Below are 18,642 nucleotides of genomic sequence, written 5' to 3' on the forward strand. Positions count from 1 at the left end.
GTGTTCGTCCGTCCGTCGGTGCGGGCCGTGGCGCGCGGGCGCTACGGCGTGGCGCCCTCCGCACGCCGTGCGTTGGCCAGCAGCCAGTCCTGCACGGCTTCGATGCCTGCCAGCCCGTGGCCGGCGATGCTGGGTTCGCGCGCGCCGACCAGCACGCTCCAGCCGCCGAGGCGGTGCGCGGCGGCGAAACCGAATTCGTCGGTGAGGTCGTCGCCGACGAACACCGGCACGCGCCCGGCGAACGGTGCGCGCGCCATCATCCGTTCCACCGCGCGGCCCTTGTCCGCGCCCTCGGGCACGAACTCGACCACGTGGTCGCCCGGCTGCAGCCGGTAGCCGGCCAGCCCGGCCAGGCGCTCGCGGGCGAAGCCGGAGACGATGTCCGCGGCATGCGGCGCGGCGCGCCAGTGCAGCGCCACGCTTACGCCCTTGTCCTCGACCAGCACGCCGGGATGCGCGGCGGCCAGGTGGGTGGCCGCGCGGTGCAGGTCGTGCAGGAAGGTGGAGGTGGCCTCGGGAATGTCGTGCGCGGCGGCCGCGTCGCCGCGGAACTCGTGTCCGTGCAGGCCAGCGGCGGGCAGCTTCAGTGGCGAGAACAGCGCGTCGAGCTGGGCCAGCGGGCGCCCGCTGACCAGCGCGACCGCGCCGTGCAGGCGGTCGCTGATGGCGCCGAGGGCCTCCAGCACCAGGGCGGAGACGCGCACGGCGTCGGGGTCGGTGCTGAAGCCGACCAGGGTGCCATCCACGTCGAGGAACAACGCGGAAGCGTCGTCGAGCGGCGGCGGCGACGGGCGTGGGGAGTTCGCGTCGGCCATGGGCGCATTCTACGTGGGCCGTCGTCGACGCCCGTTCACGGACGTGGACGGCGGCGCGCGGCATGAGCATATTCCCCGTCGTTGTTTGCCGGCCGCGATGCGCCCGCACACGCTGCCGACCTCGCCGGGAATCGCCATGACGCCGCGCCTGCTCCATCTGTCGCCCCTGCTGGTTCTCCTGCTCGCCGCCTGCGCCTCCGCGCCCCCGCACGCCGCTGGCGCGCATGCGCCGCCACGGGCCGCGGCCACCCCGGTACCGGCGACGCGCTGGGTGCGCAGCGAGCTCTATTTCGGCGCGACACCGGCCGCCGACGCCGACGCCGCGGCGCTGGCCGTCGACGCGGCGCGCTGGCGTGCCTTCCTGGACGCCGAGGTCACGCCGCGGTTCCCGGACGGCCTCACCGTGTTCGAGGCCTACGGCCAGTGGCGTCACCGGGATGCGCCCGCCCCGGAGCGGCAACGTGCGCGGGTGCTGGTGATCCTGCACGAGGACACCCCGCGGCGCCGGGCCGACATCGAGGCGATCCGCAGCGCGTGGAAGCGGGCCACCGGCCACGAATCCGTCCTCTGGTCGCTGCAGCCGGCCGAGGTGTCGTTCTGAGGCGCCCGGCCCGCAGTCGCCCGCCCGGCCGGCAGATGTTGCATTATCGTTAACTCCTCCCTCCACCCAACGCCCAGGACATCCGCCATGAGCCGGTCGCCGCGCCTCGCCGTGCCGTCACGCTCCACCCTCGCGTTCGCCATCGCCCTGACCTTCGCCGCGCCCGCCGCCTTCGCCCAGGACTCGGCCACGACCCTGGACGCGGTGCAGGTCACCGCGCAGCGCAAGGTCGAGAACATCCAGGACGTGCCGGTGTCCATCACCAGCATCAACGCCGAGAAGCTGGACGTGCTCGGCTCCGGCGGCACCGACATCCGCTTCCTGTCGGCGCGCGTGCCCAGCCTCAACATCGAATCGTCGTATGGCCGCGCGTTCCCGCGCTTCTACATCCGCGGCCTGGGCAACACCGACTTCGACCTCAACGCGTCGCAGCCGGTATCGCTGGTGTATGACGACGTCGTGCAGGAGAACCCGTTGCTGAAGGGTTTCCCGGTGTTCGACATCGAGCGGGTGGAAGTGCTGCGCGGCCCGCAGGGCACGCTGTTCGGCCGCAACACGCCGGCCGGCGTGGTCAAGTTCGATTCGGTACGGCCGTCGCAGGAGCTGGACGGCTACGCCCAGCTGGCCTACGGGAGCGACGCGATGGTCAACTTCGAAGGCGCGGTCGGTGGCGCCCTCGGCGGCAACTGGTCCGCCCGTGTGTCGGCGCTGTACCAGCGCCGCGACGACTGGGTGACCAATACCTACCCGGGCCCGAACGACGGCTTCGAGGGGTACGACGAATCGGCCGCGCGCGTGCAGTTCCTGTACGAGGGCGACGCCTTCGAGGCCCTGTTCAACCTCCACCGGCGCGACCTCAACGGCACCGCGCGCCTGTTCCGCGCCAACATCATCGAGCCGGGCAGCAACCGCTTCGTGCCGGGCTTCGACAAGGACGAGGTGGCGCTGGACGGCGTCAACTTCTCCGACCTGGAGACCTGGGGCGGCAGCGCGCGCCTGCGCTGGGACTTCGGCAACCTGAGCCTGCACTCGATCACCGGCTACGAGACCCTGGAGTCGCTCAACCGCGGCGACATCGACGGCGGCTATGGCGCGGCGTTCCTGCCCCCGGGCATGTCCGGCCCGGGCTTCATCCCGTTCGCCTCCGAGTCGGCCGACGGCATCCCGGACCACAAGCAGGTCACCCAGGAGTTCCGCCTGGAATCGGACTACGGCGGCCGCTTCGACTGGCAGGCCGGCTTCTTCTGGTACCGCGAAGACCTGACCATCGACAGCTTCAACTACGACTCGCTGGCGCCCGGCAACCCGCAGGCCGGCCATGCCGTGCAGGAGCAGGAGAACACCGCGTGGGCGGTGTTCGCTTCGGCCGAATACGCGGCCACGGACAAGCTGAAGCTGCGTGGCGGCGTGCGCTACACCAGGGACGAGAAGGACTTCTCGGCCAGCGTGCTGGAGGGCGCGCCGTTCGGGGCGCCGGTGGGCGGCCCGTACACGGTCGACACCGACGTGGACGACGTCAGCTGGGACGCCAGCGCGGTGTACGAGGTCAACGAGGCGGTGAACCTCTACGGCCGCGTGGCCAAGGGCTTCCGCGCACCGTCGATCCAGGGTCGCCTGCTGTTCGCCTCGGCCGCCGCGCCGAACGGCGGCGTGTCCACCGCCGACTCGGAGTCGGTGATCTCGTACGAGACCGGCATCAAGGCCGACCTGTTCGACCGCCGCGCGCGCGTGGGCTTCAACCTGTTCCGCTACGAGGTCAGCGACCAGCAGCTGATCGCGGTCGGCGGCGGCGCCAACATCGCCACCCTGCTCAACGCCGACAAGACGGTGGGACAGGGCGTCGAGCTGGACCTGGAGGCGTGGCTGGCCGACGGCCTGCTGCTGACCTGGGGCAGCAGCTACAACGGCACGCGCATCGACGACGAGGACCTGGCCGTGGCGGTCTGCGGCGGCGGCTGCACCGTGACCGACCCGACCGTGACCATCGGCGGCGGCACCTACGCGCTGATCGACGGCAACTCGCTGCCGCAGGCGCCGGAGTGGATCCACAACCTGACCCTGCGCTGGGGCATCCCGCTCAGCGAGGGCGAGCTGTACTTCTTCACCGACTGGGCCTACCGCAGCGAGGTCAACTTCTTCCTGTACGAGTCGGCCGAGTTCCGCGGCCGCTCCTCGGTCGAAGGCGGCCTGCGCGTGGGTTACGGCTGGGGCGACGGCGCCTACGACCTGGCCCTGTTCGGCCGCAACATCACCGACCAGACCCGGATCGTCGGCGGCATCGACTTCAACAACCTGACCGGCTTCATCAACGAGCCGCGCACGTGGGGTGCCGAGTTCCGCTGGAGCTTCTGAGCCCGGGATACCGGCCGGCGCCCGGGGCGCCGGCCGGACGCTCCGTCTCTCCCCCCCAACGCAGGTAGCCGCCGATGGCGCCATCACGTCCGCGCTGGTTCGTCGCCGGCGACCTCAACGGTTTTTTCGGCCTGGTGCTCGACAACCTGTCGATCCTGGGCTTCATCGCGCTGGCCCTGGTCGGGATCTTCGGGTTCCCGGCCGAGGTCGTGTACACGAAGATGTTCCCCGGCACCGCGCTGGGGGTGCTCGCCGGCAACCTCGCCTACACCGCGATGGCGCGGCGCCTGGCCATGCGCACCGGCCGCGACGACGTCACCGCGATGCCGCTCGGCCTGGATGCGCCGACCAGCATCGGCATGGCGCTGCTGGTGCTGGGCCCCGGCTTCCTCGCGTTCCGCCAGCAGGGCATGGACGAACAGGCCGCGGCGATCGCCACCTGGCAACTGGGCATGGCCTCGCTGGTGGTGATGGGCACGCTCAAGCTGGTGCTGTCGTTCTGCGGCGACGCGATCACCCGCGCGGTGCCGCGCGCGGCGCTGCTCGGCTCGATCGGTGGCGCGGCGCTGGCGCTGCTGGGCTTCCTGCCGCTGATCGAAACCCTGCGCTCGCCGGTCGCCGGCCTGGTCACCCTCGGCCTGCTGCTGTACGTGCTGGTCGCGCGCGGCCGCCTGCCGGTGCGCCTGCCCGGCGTGCTGGTCGCGCTGCTGGTCGGCACCACGCTGTATTACGGGCTGGGCCTGGCGGGCCTGGGCATGCCCGGCTTCGGCCTGCCGCAGGGCGTGACCCTGGCGTTCGCGCTGCCGCTGCCGAACGCGGGCTTCATCGCCGGGCTGCCGGCCACGGTGCCGTTCCTGCCGCTGCTGCTGCCGTTCGGGCTGCTGATGGTGGTGGGCGGGATCAATGTCGCCGAAAGCGCGCGCGCGGCCGGCGACGACTACCGGACCCGCGACGTGCTGCTGGTCGAGGCGCTGGCCACGCTGCTGGCCGGTGCCTGCGGCGGTGTCGCCCAGACCACGCCCTACATCGGCCAGCCCGCGTACAAGCACATGGGTGCGCGCCACGGCTACACGCTGCTGGCGGGACTGTTCATCGGCCTCGGCGGTGTGTTCGGCTACCTCGCCGGGCTGGTGCAGTGGCTGCCGGTGGCGGTGCTGGCGCCGATCATCGTGTACGTCGGCCTGGACATCACCGTGCAGGCGTTCCACGCCACCGAGCGCCGGCATGCGCCGGCGGTGGCGCTGGCATTCCTGCCGTCGGTCGCCTACCTGCTGGCGATCAAGCTCGGCAACCCGGCGTGGATCGCCCCGGCGCAGCATGCCGTGCTGTATGCCGCGGGCGACGGCCACGGGCTCTCGGAGCTGGCCGCGATCGTGACCCTGGGCAACGGCTTCATCATCACCGCCATGCTCTGGGGCACCGCGCTGGTGGCGCTGGTCGACGGCCACGTGCGGCGCGCCGCCGGCGTGCTGCTGCTGGCCGCGGCGCTGACCCTGTTCGGCTTCGTGCATTCGGTCGATCCGCGCGGCGGGATCTACTTGCCGTGGACCCTGGAAGGGCTGCCGAAGCTGATCGCCTGGCAGTTCGCCGCCGCCTACGCCGCGCTGGCGGTGCTGCTGGCGCTGCTGTCGCTGCAGAAGCCGCGGGCCAGCGGCTGACCCCGGCCGACCGGTCCGCCCGGGGAGAGGGCAGGCCGGGGCGGATGGCCGGCGCCGCGGGGCGGCGGGCGGCTGCCGCCGCCGGCGGGTGGCGGCTTATCCTGTCCGCATCCCACGATGCCCCGTCCATGGCCAAGCCGTCCGCCCTCCCGCCCGCCATCGAGCCGACCGTGTTCCAGCAGGTGCTGCGCGCGCCGTTCTTCAACCTGCCCGACAGCCTGCGCGCGCTGCACTCGGTCCGCGGGCGTGCCACGTACGCAGGCCGGGTCGACATCTAGCGCGGTGCGAATCCGCTGGCGCGCTTCTGCGGTGCCATCGCCGGCCTGCCGCCGGCGATGGCCGATGCGCCGCTGCGGGTGGAGTTCACCGCCGATGCCCGCAGCGAGACCTGGCGCCGCGATTTCGGCGGCCACCCGATGTCCTCGAAGCTCAAGTGCCGCAGCGGCCTGCTCTGCGAACGGCTCGGGCCGTTGCAGTTCCGCTTCCTCCTGCATACCGCCGACGGCGCCATCTACTGGAACGTGGCCGGCGTGCGCCTGCTCGGGATCCTGCCGCTGCCCGCGGCACTGTTCGGACGGGTGCAGTGCCGCGAGCGCGAGCATGCGGGCCGCTACGAGTTCCGGGTGGACGCGGAGTTGCCGCTGCTCGGCCCGCTGGTCCGCTATGAGGGCTGGCTCGAACCGGTCGAAGGCGGGGGCCGCCTGGACGGCGCCGGTGCCTGAGGCCGGCCACGCGGTCATCGTCTTCGATGCGGCCTGCGTGCTGTGCAACGGCTGGATCGCTCGTGCTCGCGCGCGACCGCCAGGCGCGGTACCGCTATGCCGCGATGCAGTCGCCGGCAGGACGCGGGCTGCTGGCCGCACACGGCCTGGATCCCGACGACCCGGCCTCGTTCCTGCTGCTGGACGGCGAGTGCGCGCATACCGGCAGCGATGCGATCGTGCGCGTTCTTGCCGGCCTGGGCGGCGCATGGAGGGCCGCGACCGTCGCGCGCGTGCTGCCCCGCCGCCTGCGCGACATGGCGTACCGCTGGCTGGCGCGCAACCGCTACCGCTGGTCCGGCCGGCGCCCGGCGTGTCGCGTGCCGCGGCCCGGCGAAGAGGACCGCTTCATCGGACGACCCGGCGACGTGCCGGGTCCGGCCCGAGCAGGGTGGCCTGGATGTCGAAGCCGCGCAGCGCGTCCAGGTAATCGTCGAGGGTGAACAGGTCCAGGCACGCGCGCGCGCCGGTGTCCGCGAGCCGGCCCTCCGCCAGCATCCGTGCGAGCACGATCGCCGCCGTGCAGGGGATCTGCGGGCCATCGCCACCGCGGGCCACCAGCAGCCAGCGCAGGGCGAGGGGATGGCCGTCGCCGACGCCGGTCCCGCGCATGTCCACGTGCATCACGCCCACGTCCGAACCTTCGTCGAGCCAGCGCCCGCTCAGGCGCAGCAGCGGCCCGGCCCATGCCGGCAGGCGCCGCACCACGCCCGCGCGCACCGCCCAGCTCGCCAGCCACAGGCCGAAGTGCATGCGGCGCAGCTCCAGGCCGGCGCGGAAATCGCAGTCGCGCAGGCCGGGATGGCGCGCCGGCAGTACCGCCAGGTCCGGCACGTCGCAGCGGGCCAGCCAGCGCACGCCCACCCCCGGATAGCGCTCGCGGCGCAGCGACTGCCAGCCGTGCGCCCGGCGCCAGCCGCCCTCGCGCCGCAGCGGGAACGGCCGGCCGACATAGCCCAGGATCGCCTCGGTCGTGGCCAGCCCGCGCGGCGTGCGGTTGCCGGGACTGATGCCGATGTCCAGCGACTGCAGCGACGCGAACCGGTGCAGGTGCGCCTGCACCACCGCGCCGCTGAGGCCCGGCACGCTGCTGGCGCCGCCGACGGCGAGCCGGCCGGCCGCGCGCGCCGGCGCGTCGAGCGCCGCCGCGAAGCCGGCCACGTGGTCGCGGGCATCGGCCAGGTCGACGTAGTGCGCGCCGGCGGCGAGCGCGGCGCGGGCGACGCCGTATCCGGCGCCCTGGAACGGGCCGGCGGTGTGGATGACCAGGTCGGGCGCCAGCGCGGCCAGGCGCGCGGTGAGCCCGGCGGCGCCGGCGTCCAGGCGCAGCGGCCGCATCGCGCCGGCACGGTCGCCGCTGGCCGCGATGAAGGCGCGTGCGCGCGCCTCGTCGCGTCCCGCCACGTGCACCTCGAACCGGCCGTCGGCCGCCAGCGTGTGGCAGATGCGGCCGCCGAAGTGGCCGTACCCGCCGAGGACGATGATGCGCATGCCGGCATGGTAGTCGCGCGCAGGCTGCGCGCGTGCCGCGATGTCCACCTCCGCTTCCGCCGGGCGCGCCGGCGTCACGGATCCCGGCCGGCCTGCCCGCTGCCGGTCGCATCCCCCACGCCGTCCAGCAGGAACGCCAGCTTGCGGTCCCGCGGCAGCCGCTTGATCGTCCATTCGGCCCGCGAGGCCGCGGCGCGGTCGGGATAGGCGCGGCTGCCGAGCAGGCGCACCGGCGGATTGGCCCGGGTGTAGCGGGCGCCGGTGCCGGCGGCATGGGCGCGGAAGCGCGCGTCCAGGTCCGGGGTGATGCCGGCGTACCAGGCACCGTTGCGGCACAGCAGCAGGTAGAGGTACCAGGGGCGGGCGTCGGGCATCGCCGCATTATCCGTCGCGTCCGCGCCGCCGTTCCGCTGAACATCGATCTCACGCCATCTTGAAACACCCCTTCGCAACCTCATCTGGGTAGCATTGCCGGCACCGCCGGCCGCTCTGATACGAGGGATCCCCGATGCGGATGGACAAGCTCACCTCGCGTTTCCAGCAGGCGCTGGCCGACGCGCAGTCGCTGGCCGTGGGCCGCGACCACACCCTGCTCGAGCCGGCACACGTGCTCACTGCCCTGCTGGAGCAGGCCGGCGGCAGCACCCGGCCGCTGCTCGCCCAGTCCGGGGTCAACGTGCCGCTGCTGCGCGAACGCCTGGGCGAGGTGCTGGAGAAGCTGCCGAAGGTATCCGGCCAGGCCGGCAACCTGTCGGTCGGCAACGACCTGACCCGCCTGCTCAACCTGACCGACAAACTGGCCCAGCAGGCCGGCGACCAGTTCATCGCCAGCGAGTGGTTCGTGCTGGCGGCGGTCGAGGATGGCGGCCCGGTCGGGCAGGCGCTGAAGGCGGCGGGCGCGACGAAGGCGAAGGTGCAGGCGGCGATCGAGAAGATCCGGGGAGGCGAGACCGTGCAGTCCGAAAATGCGGAAGACCAGCGCCAGGCGCTGGAGAAATACACCATCGACCTGACCGCGCGCGCCGAGTCGGGCAAGCTCGACCCGGTGATCGGCCGCGACGAGGAGATCCGCCGCACGATCCAGGTCCTGCAGCGGCGGACCAAGAACAACCCGGTGCTGATCGGCGAGCCCGGCGTGGGCAAGACCGCCATCGTCGAAGGCCTCGCCCAGCGCATCATCAACGACGAGGTGCCCGAGGGCCTGCGCGGCAAGCGCGTGCTCTCGCTGGACATGGGCGCGCTGATCGCCGGCGCCAAGTTCCGCGGCGAGTTCGAGGAGCGGCTGAAGGGCGTGCTCAACGACCTGGCCAAGAACGAAGGCCAGATCATCCTGTTCATCGACGAACTGCACACCATGGTCGGCGCCGGCAAGGCCGATGGCGCGATGGACGCGGGCAACATGCTCAAGCCTGCTCTGGCGAGGGGTGAACTGCACTGCATCGGTGCCACCACCCTGGACGAGTACCGCCAGTACATCGAGAAGGACGCCGCGCTGGAGCGCCGCTTCCAGAAGGTGTTCGTCGGCGAGCCCAGCGTCGAGGACACCATCGCGATCCTGCGCGGACTGAAGGAGCGCTACGCGGTCCACCACGGCGTGGAGATCACCGACCCGGCGATCGTCGCCGCGGCCACGCTGTCCAACCGCTACATCACCGACCGCCAGCTGCCGGACAAGGCCATCGACCTAATGGACGAGGCCGCCTCGCGCATCCGCATGGAGATCGACTCCAAGCCCGAGGAACTGGACCGCCTGGAGCGCCGGCTGATCCAGCTCAAGATCCAGCGCGAGATGCTGAAGAAGGAGAAGGACGACGCCAGCCGGCAGCGCCTGGCCGACCTGGAAAGCGACATCGACAAGCTCGGGCGCGAGTTCTCCGACCTGGACGAGGTCTGGAAGTCGGAGAAGGCCGCACTGCAGGGCGCGACCAAGATCAAGGAGCAGATCGAACAGGCCCGGCTGGAGCTGGAAGGCGCGCAGCGCCGCCAGGACTACGCCAGGATGAGCGAGATCCAGTACGGCACGCTGCCGTCGCTGGAAAAGCAGCTGGCTGCCGCTCAGGAAGCCGAGCAGAAGGAATTCAGGCTGGTCCAGGACCGGGTGACCGACGAGGAGATCGCCGAGGTGGTCTCGCGCTGGACCGGCATCCCGGTCAACCGGATGCTGGAAGGCGAGCGCGAGAAGCTGCTGCGGATGGAATCGGACCTGGGCCGGCGCGTGGTCGGCCAGGAAGAGGCGATCCGGGTGGTCTCCGACGCGGTGCGCCGTTCGCGCGCCGGGCTGTCCGACCCGAACCGGCCGATCGGCTCGTTCCTGTTCCTCGGCCCCACCGGCGTGGGCAAGACCGAACTGTGCAAGTCGCTGGCCGAGTTCCTGTTCGATTCGTCCGACGCGATGGTGCGGATCGACATGAGCGAGTTCATGGAGAAGCACTCGGTGGCCCGCCTGATCGGCGCGCCTCCCGGCTACGTCGGCTACGAGGAGGGTGGCTACCTGACCGAGGCGGTGCGCCGCCGGCCGTATTCGCTGATCCTGCTCGACGAGGTCGAGAAGGCGCACCCGGACGTGTTCAACATCCTGCTGCAGGTGCTGGACGACGGCCGCCTGACCGACGGCCAGGGCCGCACAGTCGACTTCCGCAATACCGTCATCGTGATGACCTCCAACCTGGGCTCGCACCAGATCCAGGAGCTCAGCGGCGACGGCAGCGCGGAGGCCTACACGCAGATGAAGGCGGCGGTGATGGGCGTGGTCCAGGCGCACTTCCGCCCGGAGTTCATCAACCGGCTCGACGACATCGTCGTGTTCCACCCACTGGACAAGCAGCAGATCAAGTCGATCGCGCGGATCCAGCTGCGCGGCCTGGAGAAGCGGCTGGGCGAGCGCGGGCTGAAGCTGGACCTGTCCGAACAGGCGTTCGAGCTGCTCGGAAACGTCGGCTTCGACCCGGTCTACGGCGCGCGGCCACTCAAGCGCGCGATCCAGGCCCAGATCGAGAACCCGCTGGCGCAGAAGATCCTGGCGGGCGAGTTCGGCAACGGCGACACGGTCAGGGTGGACGCCGGCGGCGGGCAACTGGTGTTCGCCAGGGGCTGAGCCGGCGAGCCGGGCGCGCGGCGGTAGCGCGGCGCCAGACGACGACGGCCGCCCGGAGGCGGCCGTCGCGGCGCGGAACTGCACGGCCTTCCGGCCGCCCCGCACGCGGTCACTCGAGCAGCGAGCGCAGCATCCAGGCGTACTTCTCGTGGGTCTGCAGGCGCTGGGTGAGCAGGTCCACGGTCGGGTCGTCGCCGGCGTCGTCGGCGGTCTTGAGCACCGCGCGCGCGGTGCGGCACACCGCCTCGTTGCCGGCGACCAGCTGCTGGACCATGCCCTTCCAGTCCGGCACGCCGTCCGCGCCCGGCTCCTCGCGGATCGAGGTCAGGCGGATGAACTCGGCGTAGGAGCCGGGGGTGTTGAAGCCCAGCGCGCGGGTGCGCTCGGCGACCTCGTCCAGGGCGTTCCACTGCTCGGTGTACTGCTGCTCGAACATGTTGTGCAGCGAGTTGAACATCGGCCCGGTCACGTTCCAGTGGAAGTTGTGGGTCTTCAGGTACAGGGTGAAGGCGTCGGACAGGTAGCGCGACAGGCCCTCGGCGATCTCCTTGCGGTCGCCGCTGGCGATGCCGATGTCGATGCGCGAGGTCGACGCCACCGGGTTGATGCCCTTGGCCTTGGCGGCCGGCGCTTCGCCCTTGCTGGTCTTGTTCGTCTTGCTGGTCTTGGTCTTGGCCATGAACGGCTCCTTCGGGGGTGGGTCCACAGGGGGGAGATGGGGCTGTCACAATAGACGTTAAACCCCGACGCGTTATGCAAAGTTTCACACGGCCGCATTGATGGAATCGACTCCCCAGGAACTGCGCACGCAGCTGCAAGCCGGCCGCGACGGGATCGGGCAGGCGCTGAGCCGCGACCGCGGCCGGCTGCACAGGTTGTGGTCGCGCTGGCGCGGCAAGCCGGCCGACGCGGACCTGCGTGGACGGTTCGAAACGGCGCTGCAGGCATCGGTCGCGGCATGCCGGGCGCGGGCCGGCAGCGTGCCCGCGGTGAGCGTCGACACGGCGCTGCCGATCGCGGCCGAGGCCGAACGCATCGTCGAACTGATCCGCGAACACCCGGTGGTGGTGGTGGCCGGCGAGACCGGCTCCGGCAAGACCACCCAGTTGCCCAAGCTGTGCCTGGCCGCCGGCCGCGGCGTGGCCGGCACGATCGGCTGCACCCAGCCGCGCCGGATCGCCGCCCGCGCGGTGGCCGCGCGCGTGGCCGAGGAGCTGAAGACCCCGCTGGGCGGGCAGGTCGGTTACCAGGTGCGCTTCACCGACAACGTCGGCGCCGACACCCGGGTCAAGTTCATGACCGACGGCATCCTGCTGGCCGAGATCGCCTCCGACCGCTGGCTCTCTTCGTACGACACGATCATCATCGACGAGGCGCACGAGCGCAGCCTCAACATCGACTTCCTGCTCGGTTACCTGAAGCAGCTGCTGCGCCGGCGCGACGACCTCAAGGTCATCGTCACCTCGGCCACGATCGACACCGCGCGCTTCTCCAGGCATTTCGACGACGCGCCGGTGGTGGAAGTGGCCGGCCGCACCTATCCGGTGGAGGTGCGCTACCGGCCGCCGGGCGGCGAGGGCGACGAAGCCGCTTCCGCTGCCCAGGCCGGGGCCGCGACCGGCAGGGCTGCGCGGCCCGGCCGGGGCAGGCGCGAAGCCGACGCGGCCCGCGAGCTCGATCCGCTGGCCGCAATCACCGCCGCGATGGACGAGATCACCGCCGCCGACCCGCGCGGCGACGTGCTGGTGTTCCTGCCCGGCGAGCGCGAGATCCGCGACCTGCACCGTGCGCTGGAGAGGCGCCAGTACCGCTCGACCGAGGTGCTGCCGCTGTACGCGCGGCTGTCGGCGCGCGACCAGGACCGGGTGTTCAACCCCGGCCCGCAGCGGCGCATCGTGCTGGCCACCAACGTGGCCGAGACGTCGCTGACGGTGCCCCGGATCCGCTACGTGGTCGATCCGGGCGAGGCGCGGATCAAGCGCTACAGCCCGCGTTCCAAGATTGACCGCCTGCACGTGGAGCCGATCAGCCAGGCCAGCGCCAACCAGCGCAAGGGCCGCTGCGGGCGCATCGCCGAGGGCGTGTGCTACCGCCTCTACGCCGAGGCCGATTTCCAGTCGCGGCCAGAGTTCACCGACCCGGAGATCCGCCGCTCGAGCCTGGCCGGCGTGATCCTGCGCATGCTGCACCTGGGCCTCGGGCGAATCGAGGATTTCCCGTTCCTCGAACCGCCGGACGAGCGCGCCATCGCCGACGGCTGGCAGCAGCTGGTCGAACTGGGCGCGATCGAGGAGGCCGATGGCCAGCGCCGCCTGACCGCCACCGGGCGGCAGATGGCGCGCCTGCCGGTGGACGTGAAGCTCTCGCGGATGCTGGTGTCCGCGCAGGCCCACGGCTGCCTGCGCGCGATGCTGCCGATCGCCGCCTTCCTCGGCGTGCAGGATCCGCGCGAACGCCCGCCGGAAGCGCGCGAGGCCGCCGACAACGCGCATGCGCAGTTCGCCGATGCGCGTTCGGAGTTCGTCGGCATCCTGCGCCTGTGGCAGGCCTACGATACCGCCCACGAAGAGCTGACCCAGTCGAAGCTGCGCGACTGGTGCGGCAAGCGCTTCCTCGGCTTCCTGCGCATGCGCGAATGGCGCGAGCTGCATCGCCAGCTCAAGCTGCTGTGCGACGAACTGGGCTGGCGCGAGGAAGCCGTCGAACAGTCGGTGCTGCCGCTGCTGGCCGGCGCGCCGGCCGGTGACGAGCGCGCCGCATCCGATCGGCCGACCCGTGGCGAATTGCACCGGGCCGCGCGCCTGGCGCGCGACGGCAAGGGCGCCGCGAATGGGCCGGCACCGGTCGCCAAGGCGGCCGCGACCAGGGAGAAAAGCACTGCGCCTGAAGCCGCTTCGCGCTTCGGCGCCCGCGAACGCGCCGCCGCCTACCAGTCGCTGCACCGCGCGCTACTGGCCGGCCTGCCGACCCAGGTCGGCCACCGCACCGAGAAGGGCGACTACCAGGCCCCGCGCCAGCGCCGCTTCCAGCTGTTCCCGGCGTCGCCGCTGGCCAGGAAGCCGCCGCCGTGGGTGCTGGTCGCCACCCTGCTGGACACGCAGAAGGTCTGGGGCCTGACCGCCGCGGCGATCGAGCCGGACTGGGCCATCGCCGAACTGCCGCACCTGCTCGCGCGCAAGCATTTCGACCCGCGCTGGTCGCGCGCGCAGGGCAATGTCCTGGCCTCCGAGCAGATCAGCCTGTTCGGACTGGTGCTGGCGCCGAAGCGGCCGGTGCATTACGGCCGCATCGACCCCGCCGGCGCGCACGAGCTGTTCGTCCGCCAGGCGCTGGTCACCGGCGAGATCGACACCAAGGCCTCGTTCGTCGACGCCAACCTGAAGACCCTGGAGCAGGCGCGCGAGGAGGAGGCCAAGCTGCGCCGCGCCGGCCTGGTCGCCGACGAGCAGTGGCAGGCGCGCTGGTACCTGGACCGGGTGCCGGGCGAGATCCACTCCGCGACCGGCCTGGATGCGTGGTACCGCCGGCTCGACGACGCGCACCGGCGCGGCCTGCGCTGGTCGGCGGCCGACCTGCTGCCGGGCGAAGGCGGGCAGGACGACCTGTTCCCGAAGTACCTGCCGCTCGGCGATGCGCGGCTGCCGCTGCACTACCGCTTCGAACCGGGCGCGGCCGACGACGGCGTGACCCTGGAAGTACCGCTGCCGCTGCTCAACGCGCTGGATCCGGCGCGCCTGTCCTGGCTGGCGCCGGGCTTCGTTGCCGACAAGGCGGCCGGGCTGATCCGCGGCCTGCCCAAGGCCATGCGCCGCAACTACGTGCCGGCGCCCGACTTCGGCCGCGCGTTCTTCGAGGCGTTCCCGCAGCCCTCGGCCGATGCGGTCACCGGCGAGCTGGCCCGGTTCCTGTCGCGCGCGACCGGCGTGCAGGTGGCGGCGCTGGACTTCGACGAGGCCGCGCTGGAACCGCACCTGCGGATGAACCTGCGCCTGCGCGAAGACCCTTCGCAGGGCGGCCGCGTGCTGGCGGAATCGCGCGACCTGGACGCGCTGCGCGCGCAGTTCGGCGAACGCGCCGGGCGCGCCTTCGCCGCGCGGGCCGGGCGCGCCCTGGCCGCGGCGAGCGCCGAACTGCGCGAGTTCCCGGTCGAGCCGATCCCGCTGCAGGTGGCCGGCGAGGCGGGGGTGCCGGGTTGGCCCGCGCTGGTCGATGCCGGCGACCATGCGCTGCTGCGGGTGTTCGCCGACCGCGCCCAGGCCGAGGCCGCGCATCCGCGCGGGGTCGAGCGGCTGCTGCGGATCGCGCTGGCCGACAAGGCGCGGCAGGCTCGCAGGCAGCTGCCGGTGTCGCCCAAGCTCGGCCTGCTGTACGCGGCGATCGAGCAATTCGGCCCAGGGCCGGAGGCCAAGGCGAAGGAGAAGGAACAGCTGCGCGCCGACCTGGTCGAGGCCGCGCTCAACGCGGTGCTCGCCGACGGGCTGGACGACCTCCGCGATGGCGCCGCGTTCGCGCGCCGCGCCGAGGCCGCCGGGCGCGCGCTGTTCGGCGAGGCGATGGCCCGCCTGCAGCTGGCCGAGCAGATCCTGGCCGCGGTGGCCGAACTGAAGCCGAAGCTCGAGGCGCCCCTGATGGGCTGGGCCAGCGGCAACCTGGACGACCTGCGCATGCAGCTCGACGGGCTGGTCCATCCGGGGTTCCTGCGGCACACGCCGGCCGAGGCGCTGGCGCAGTTCCCGCGCTGGCTCAAGGGCATGTCGCTGCGCGCCGAGCGCGCGCTGCGCGACCCGGCACGCGACCAGGCCCGGATGCTGGAACTGAAACCGTTCGCCGACGCGCTGGCGGGCGCGCGTGAGCGCGGCACGGACGACGAGCCCGGCTGGCAGGCGCTGCGCTGGGACCTGGAGGAACTGCGCGTGTCGCTGTTCGCCCAGGAACTGGGCTCGCGCGGCGGCGTGTCGCCGAAGAAGCTGGCCCAGCGCCTGGCGGCGCTGGGATGACGTTGCGCCGCGCCCCGCGCCCGCTTACTTGATCCGCCTGACCTTGGCCGCGGTGCCATAGCCGTCGATGCGCAGGTACCAGGTGTTGAACAGGCCCGGCCTGATGGTCACCGGCGGATCGGTCTTGATGACGCCACTGAGCTTGGCCGGCTCGACCTGCTCCCAGACCTGGCCGTTGGCCAGCGTGTAGTGCCTGCCCTGGCCGAAGCCGCGGAACTCGCCCACCAGGGTGCTCTTGATGGGTTCCTCCGAGTCGAAGCTGAAGAACCCGCGGTTCTTCTCCTTGACCTCCTGGCGGCCCTGTTCGCGCGCTTCCTCGCGGATGCGCTCGACGTCGGTCGGGCTGAGCTCGCCGCCCGCCGCCGCCGCCGCGTGCGGCTGCCTGCGCAGCCACTGCTGCAGCGCGGCCAGTTCGTCCGTGCTGAGCTTGTGCAGGCCGGCGGCACGGAACTCCTCCGGGGTCATCTGCTGCTGGAGCGGCGCCGGCCCGGATGACTGGGCGGAGGCGTTCGAGGCGAATGCCGCGGCCGCGAGCACCACGGACAGGACGAACCATTCCCGCATCCGACGACGTTGCATGCTTGTTCCTCCCGTGGGCAGGCCGCTAGTGTAGTCCCAACCCACACGCCGGAATGGCCGTGTCCCGCCCCGCCATCGATGGTCTGCATGCCCTGCTGCAGGGTCCGCACGCGGACCTCCTGCCGGCGCCGGTGCGTGCGCGCCTGGCGGGGGCCTGGGATCGTGAGGGCACCGGCCACGGCCATCGCCTGCCGTGGCCGGTCATCGCCGACACGATGCGGACGCTCGCCGCGCTCGGGGTCGACGAGTCGGCGCTCGTGGCCGCGCTGCTGTTCGACCTGCCCGGGCTGCGTGCCGCGGCGGCCAGCGAACTGGCCGCCGACCATCCGGCGATCGCGGGACTGCTCGACGGCCAGGACGCGGCCGACCAGGTGTGGGCCCTGCATGCAGGGCGCGAGGCCGGGCGCAACGGCGAGGGCCTGCGCCGGCTGCTGCTGGCGATCATCCAGGACCTGCGGGTGGTGCCGATCCTGCTGTCGCGACAGCTCGCGCGGCTGCGGGTGGCGGACCGGCTGCCGGAGGCCGAGCGCCGCGCGCTGGCCCAGCTCACCCGCGACATCCACGCCCCGCTGGCCAACCGCCTCGGCATCTGGCAGCTGAAATGGGAGCTCGAGGACCTCGCGTTCCGGTTCCTGGAGCCCGATACCTATCGCCACCTGTCGCGCGAACTCGACGAGACCCGCGCCGACCGCGAGCGCTACCTCGCCGCGGTGAAGGTGCAGCTGGACAAGGCCCTGCGCGCGCAGGGCCTGGCCGCGGACATCAGCGGCCGCTCCAAGCACATCTACAGCATCTGGCGGAAGATGCAGAAGAAGCACCTGCCGCTGGACAAGCTCTACGACCTGCGCGCGGTCCGGCTGCTGGTCGACGACGTCGCCGCGTGCTACGCCGCGCTGGGCGTGGTCCATGCGCTGTGGGCGCCGGTCCCGGGCGAGTTCGACGACTACATCGCAAGGCCCAAGCCCAACGGCTACAGCTCGCTGCACACGGCCGTGGTCGGCCCGGAGGGGCGGACGCTGGAGGTCCAGATCCGGACCCGCGAGATGCACGAGCAGGCCGAGCTCGGCGTGGCGGCGCACTGGCGCTACAAGGAGACCGGCGGCAGCGCCGCCGGCAAGGGCGCGGGCCGGGCGTTCGAGCGCAAGATCGCGTGGATGCGCCAGCTGCTGGAACAGGCGTCGGAAGGCGGCCGCGACGAGGGCCTGGCCGGCGCGCTGGACGCCGAGCTGGTCGAGGAGCGCGTCTACGCGCTGACCCCGAAGGGCGAGGTCGTGGACCTGCCGCAGGGCGCCACGCCGCTGGACTTCGCGTACCACGTGCACACCATGGTCGGCCACCGCTACCGCGGCGCCAAGGTCAACGGCCGGATCGTGCCGCTGGGCCACCGCCTGCGCAGCGGCGACCGGGTCGAGATCATGACCGGCAAGGAGCCCGATCCGCGCCGCGACTGGCTGCTGCCGGCCAACGGCTACCTCGCCAGCGGCCGCTCGCGCGACAAGGTCCGCGCCTGGTTCCACAAGCTGGACCGCTCGCGCAACGTGCAGGCCGGGCGCGAGATGCTCGAGCGCGAACTCAAGCGCCTGGGGCTGCACCACGCCGACCTGGCCCCGGTGGCGAAGAAGTTCCATGCCGAGACCGTCGACGACCTGTACATCCAGGTGGCGCTCGGCGATGTCGGTCCGCACCAGGTCGGCCGCGCGCTGCACGAACTGGAGCGGGCGGCCGCGCCGCAGCCGCCACCGGCCACGGCCCGGCCGGTGCCGCGCCAGGCCAGGAAGAAGAAGACCGATTCGGGGTTCACCGTGCAGGGCGTGGGCAACCTGCTGGTGCAGCTGGCGCGCTGCTGCCAGCCGGTGCCGGGCGAACCGATCGCCGGTTACCTGACCCGCGCGCGCGGCGTGACGGTGCACCGCGCCGACTGCGCGGCCTTCGCGCGGCTGGCCGCGGGCCAGCCGCAGCGGGTGCTGCCGGTCGAATGGGGGCGCGCCGGGGGCGGTTACGACGTCGACGTGGCGGTCAGCGGCGTGGACCGCAAGTGGCTGCTGAAGGACGTGACCACGGTCATCGCCCAGGAGGACGCCCACGTGGCCGACATCCGCAGCGATGTGCGCCCGGACGGACGCGTCCAGCTGCGCATGCGCCTGCGCGTGTCCGACTACGGCCAGCTGTCCACCCTCCTGGGCAAGCTCGATGCGCTGCCGGGCGTCGAGCACGCGCAGCGCATGGGCTGAACGGCGCCGCGCCGGCGCGGCAATCGACCGCCGATCCCGTCATCGATGCGCCGCGCGGTTTGC

At 72.3% G+C, this 18,642-nt stretch carries 13 protein-coding genes and 1 pseudogene; 9 read left to right on the forward strand and 5 right to left on the reverse strand.

Annotated elements, in window-relative coordinates; all coding sequences use genetic code 11:
* Positions 1 to 41: 41 nt before the first annotated feature.
* Entirely contained in the window at positions 42 to 815 is a 774-nt protein-coding gene (gene otsB, locus ACA089_RS15805; RefSeq protein ID WP_372018708.1) for a trehalose-phosphatase, read from the reverse strand.
* A gap of 136 nt (positions 816 to 951) precedes the next feature.
* Between otsB and ACA089_RS15810 the strand changes: the two genes are divergently transcribed.
* The 6 genes and pseudogenes from ACA089_RS15810 to ACA089_RS15835 form a co-directional block, all read left to right on the forward strand.
* On the forward strand, positions 952 to 1,416 hold the full coding sequence (locus ACA089_RS15810; RefSeq protein WP_372018711.1) for a DUF3574 domain-containing protein: 465 nt from the start codon (positions 952 to 954) through the stop codon (positions 1,414 to 1,416).
* An 87-nt stretch (positions 1,417 to 1,503) separates the two neighbouring features.
* The gene (locus ACA089_RS15815) at positions 1,504 to 3,768 is read left to right on the forward strand and encodes a TonB-dependent receptor (RefSeq protein WP_372018714.1); all 2,265 of its coding nucleotides are present in this window, start codon (positions 1,504 to 1,506) and stop codon (positions 3,766 to 3,768) included.
* A gap of 74 nt (positions 3,769 to 3,842) precedes the next feature.
* Positions 3,843 to 5,426, forward strand: a complete 1,584-nt coding sequence (locus ACA089_RS15820; RefSeq protein WP_372018717.1) for a SulP family inorganic anion transporter — start codon at positions 3,843 to 3,845, stop codon at positions 5,424 to 5,426.
* A gap of 128 nt (positions 5,427 to 5,554) precedes the next feature.
* Complete coding sequence (locus tag ACA089_RS15825) at positions 5,555 to 5,704, forward strand: hypothetical protein (RefSeq protein ID WP_372018719.1); 150 nt, start codon at positions 5,555 to 5,557, stop codon at positions 5,702 to 5,704.
* 57 nt (positions 5,705 to 5,761) lie between these two features.
* Positions 5,762 to 6,148: a DUF4166 domain-containing protein gene (locus ACA089_RS15830; RefSeq protein WP_372018721.1), complete on the forward strand. Its 387-nt coding sequence runs from the start codon at positions 5,762 to 5,764 to the stop codon at positions 6,146 to 6,148.
* A pseudogene (locus tag ACA089_RS15835) lies at positions 6,090 to 6,540 on the forward strand (thiol-disulfide oxidoreductase DCC family protein); the annotation flags it as partial. The gene ACA089_RS15830 and the pseudogene ACA089_RS15835, both read left to right, overlap by 59 nt.
* Here ACA089_RS15835 and ACA089_RS15840 read toward each other — a convergent pair.
* Both ACA089_RS15840 and ACA089_RS15845 read right to left on the reverse strand, forming a co-directional pair.
* Positions 6,536 to 7,726 (reverse strand): saccharopine dehydrogenase family protein, encoded by a 1,191-nt coding sequence (locus ACA089_RS15840; protein ID WP_372018723.1) that lies wholly within the window; start codon positions 7,724 to 7,726, stop codon positions 6,536 to 6,538. The pseudogene ACA089_RS15835 and the gene ACA089_RS15840 sit on opposite strands and share 5 nt — an antisense overlap.
* A 26-nt stretch (positions 7,727 to 7,752) precedes the next feature.
* Positions 7,753 to 8,052, reverse strand: coding sequence for a GIY-YIG nuclease family protein (locus ACA089_RS15845; protein WP_372018726.1), 300 nt, complete (start codon positions 8,050 to 8,052; stop codon positions 7,753 to 7,755).
* A gap of 134 nt (positions 8,053 to 8,186) precedes the next feature.
* Between ACA089_RS15845 and clpB the strand changes: the two genes are divergently transcribed.
* Complete coding sequence (gene clpB / locus ACA089_RS15850) at positions 8,187 to 10,772, forward strand: ATP-dependent chaperone ClpB (protein WP_372018728.1); 2,586 nt, start codon at positions 8,187 to 8,189, stop codon at positions 10,770 to 10,772.
* A 109-nt stretch (positions 10,773 to 10,881) separates the two neighbouring features.
* Here the strand turns inward: clpB and ACA089_RS15855 are convergent, their stop codons facing one another.
* Positions 10,882 to 11,451 carry a Dps family protein gene (locus ACA089_RS15855; protein ID WP_372018731.1) on the reverse strand — a complete coding sequence of 190 codons (570 nt, stop codon included), beginning with the start codon at positions 11,449 to 11,451 and terminating at the stop codon, positions 10,882 to 10,884.
* Between the two features lie 100 nt (positions 11,452 to 11,551).
* On the opposite strand from ACA089_RS15855, the gene hrpA reads away from it, so the two are divergent.
* On the forward strand, positions 11,552 to 15,769 hold the full coding sequence (hrpA, locus tag ACA089_RS15860) for an ATP-dependent RNA helicase HrpA (protein ID WP_372018734.1): 4,218 nt from the start codon (positions 11,552 to 11,554) through the stop codon (positions 15,767 to 15,769).
* Positions 15,770 to 15,793: 24 nt separating this feature from the next.
* On the opposite strand, the gene ACA089_RS15865 is transcribed toward hrpA, so the two are convergent.
* Positions 15,794 to 16,348 carry a hypothetical protein gene (locus ACA089_RS15865; protein ID WP_372018737.1) on the reverse strand — a complete coding sequence of 185 codons (555 nt, stop codon included), beginning with the start codon at positions 16,346 to 16,348 and terminating at the stop codon, positions 15,794 to 15,796.
* A gap of 53 nt (positions 16,349 to 16,401) precedes the next feature.
* On the opposite strand from ACA089_RS15865, the gene ACA089_RS15870 reads away from it, so the two are divergent.
* Positions 16,402 to 18,579 carry a RelA/SpoT family protein gene (locus ACA089_RS15870; RefSeq protein ID WP_372018738.1) on the forward strand — a complete coding sequence of 726 codons (2,178 nt, stop codon included), beginning with the start codon at positions 16,402 to 16,404 and terminating at the stop codon, positions 18,577 to 18,579.
* Positions 18,580 to 18,642 lie beyond the last annotated feature (63 nt).

The sequence above is a fragment of the Pseudoxanthomonas fibrivorans genome, from assembly GCF_041464125.1.
Taxonomy (GTDB): Bacteria; Pseudomonadota; Gammaproteobacteria; order Xanthomonadales; family Xanthomonadaceae; genus Pseudoxanthomonas.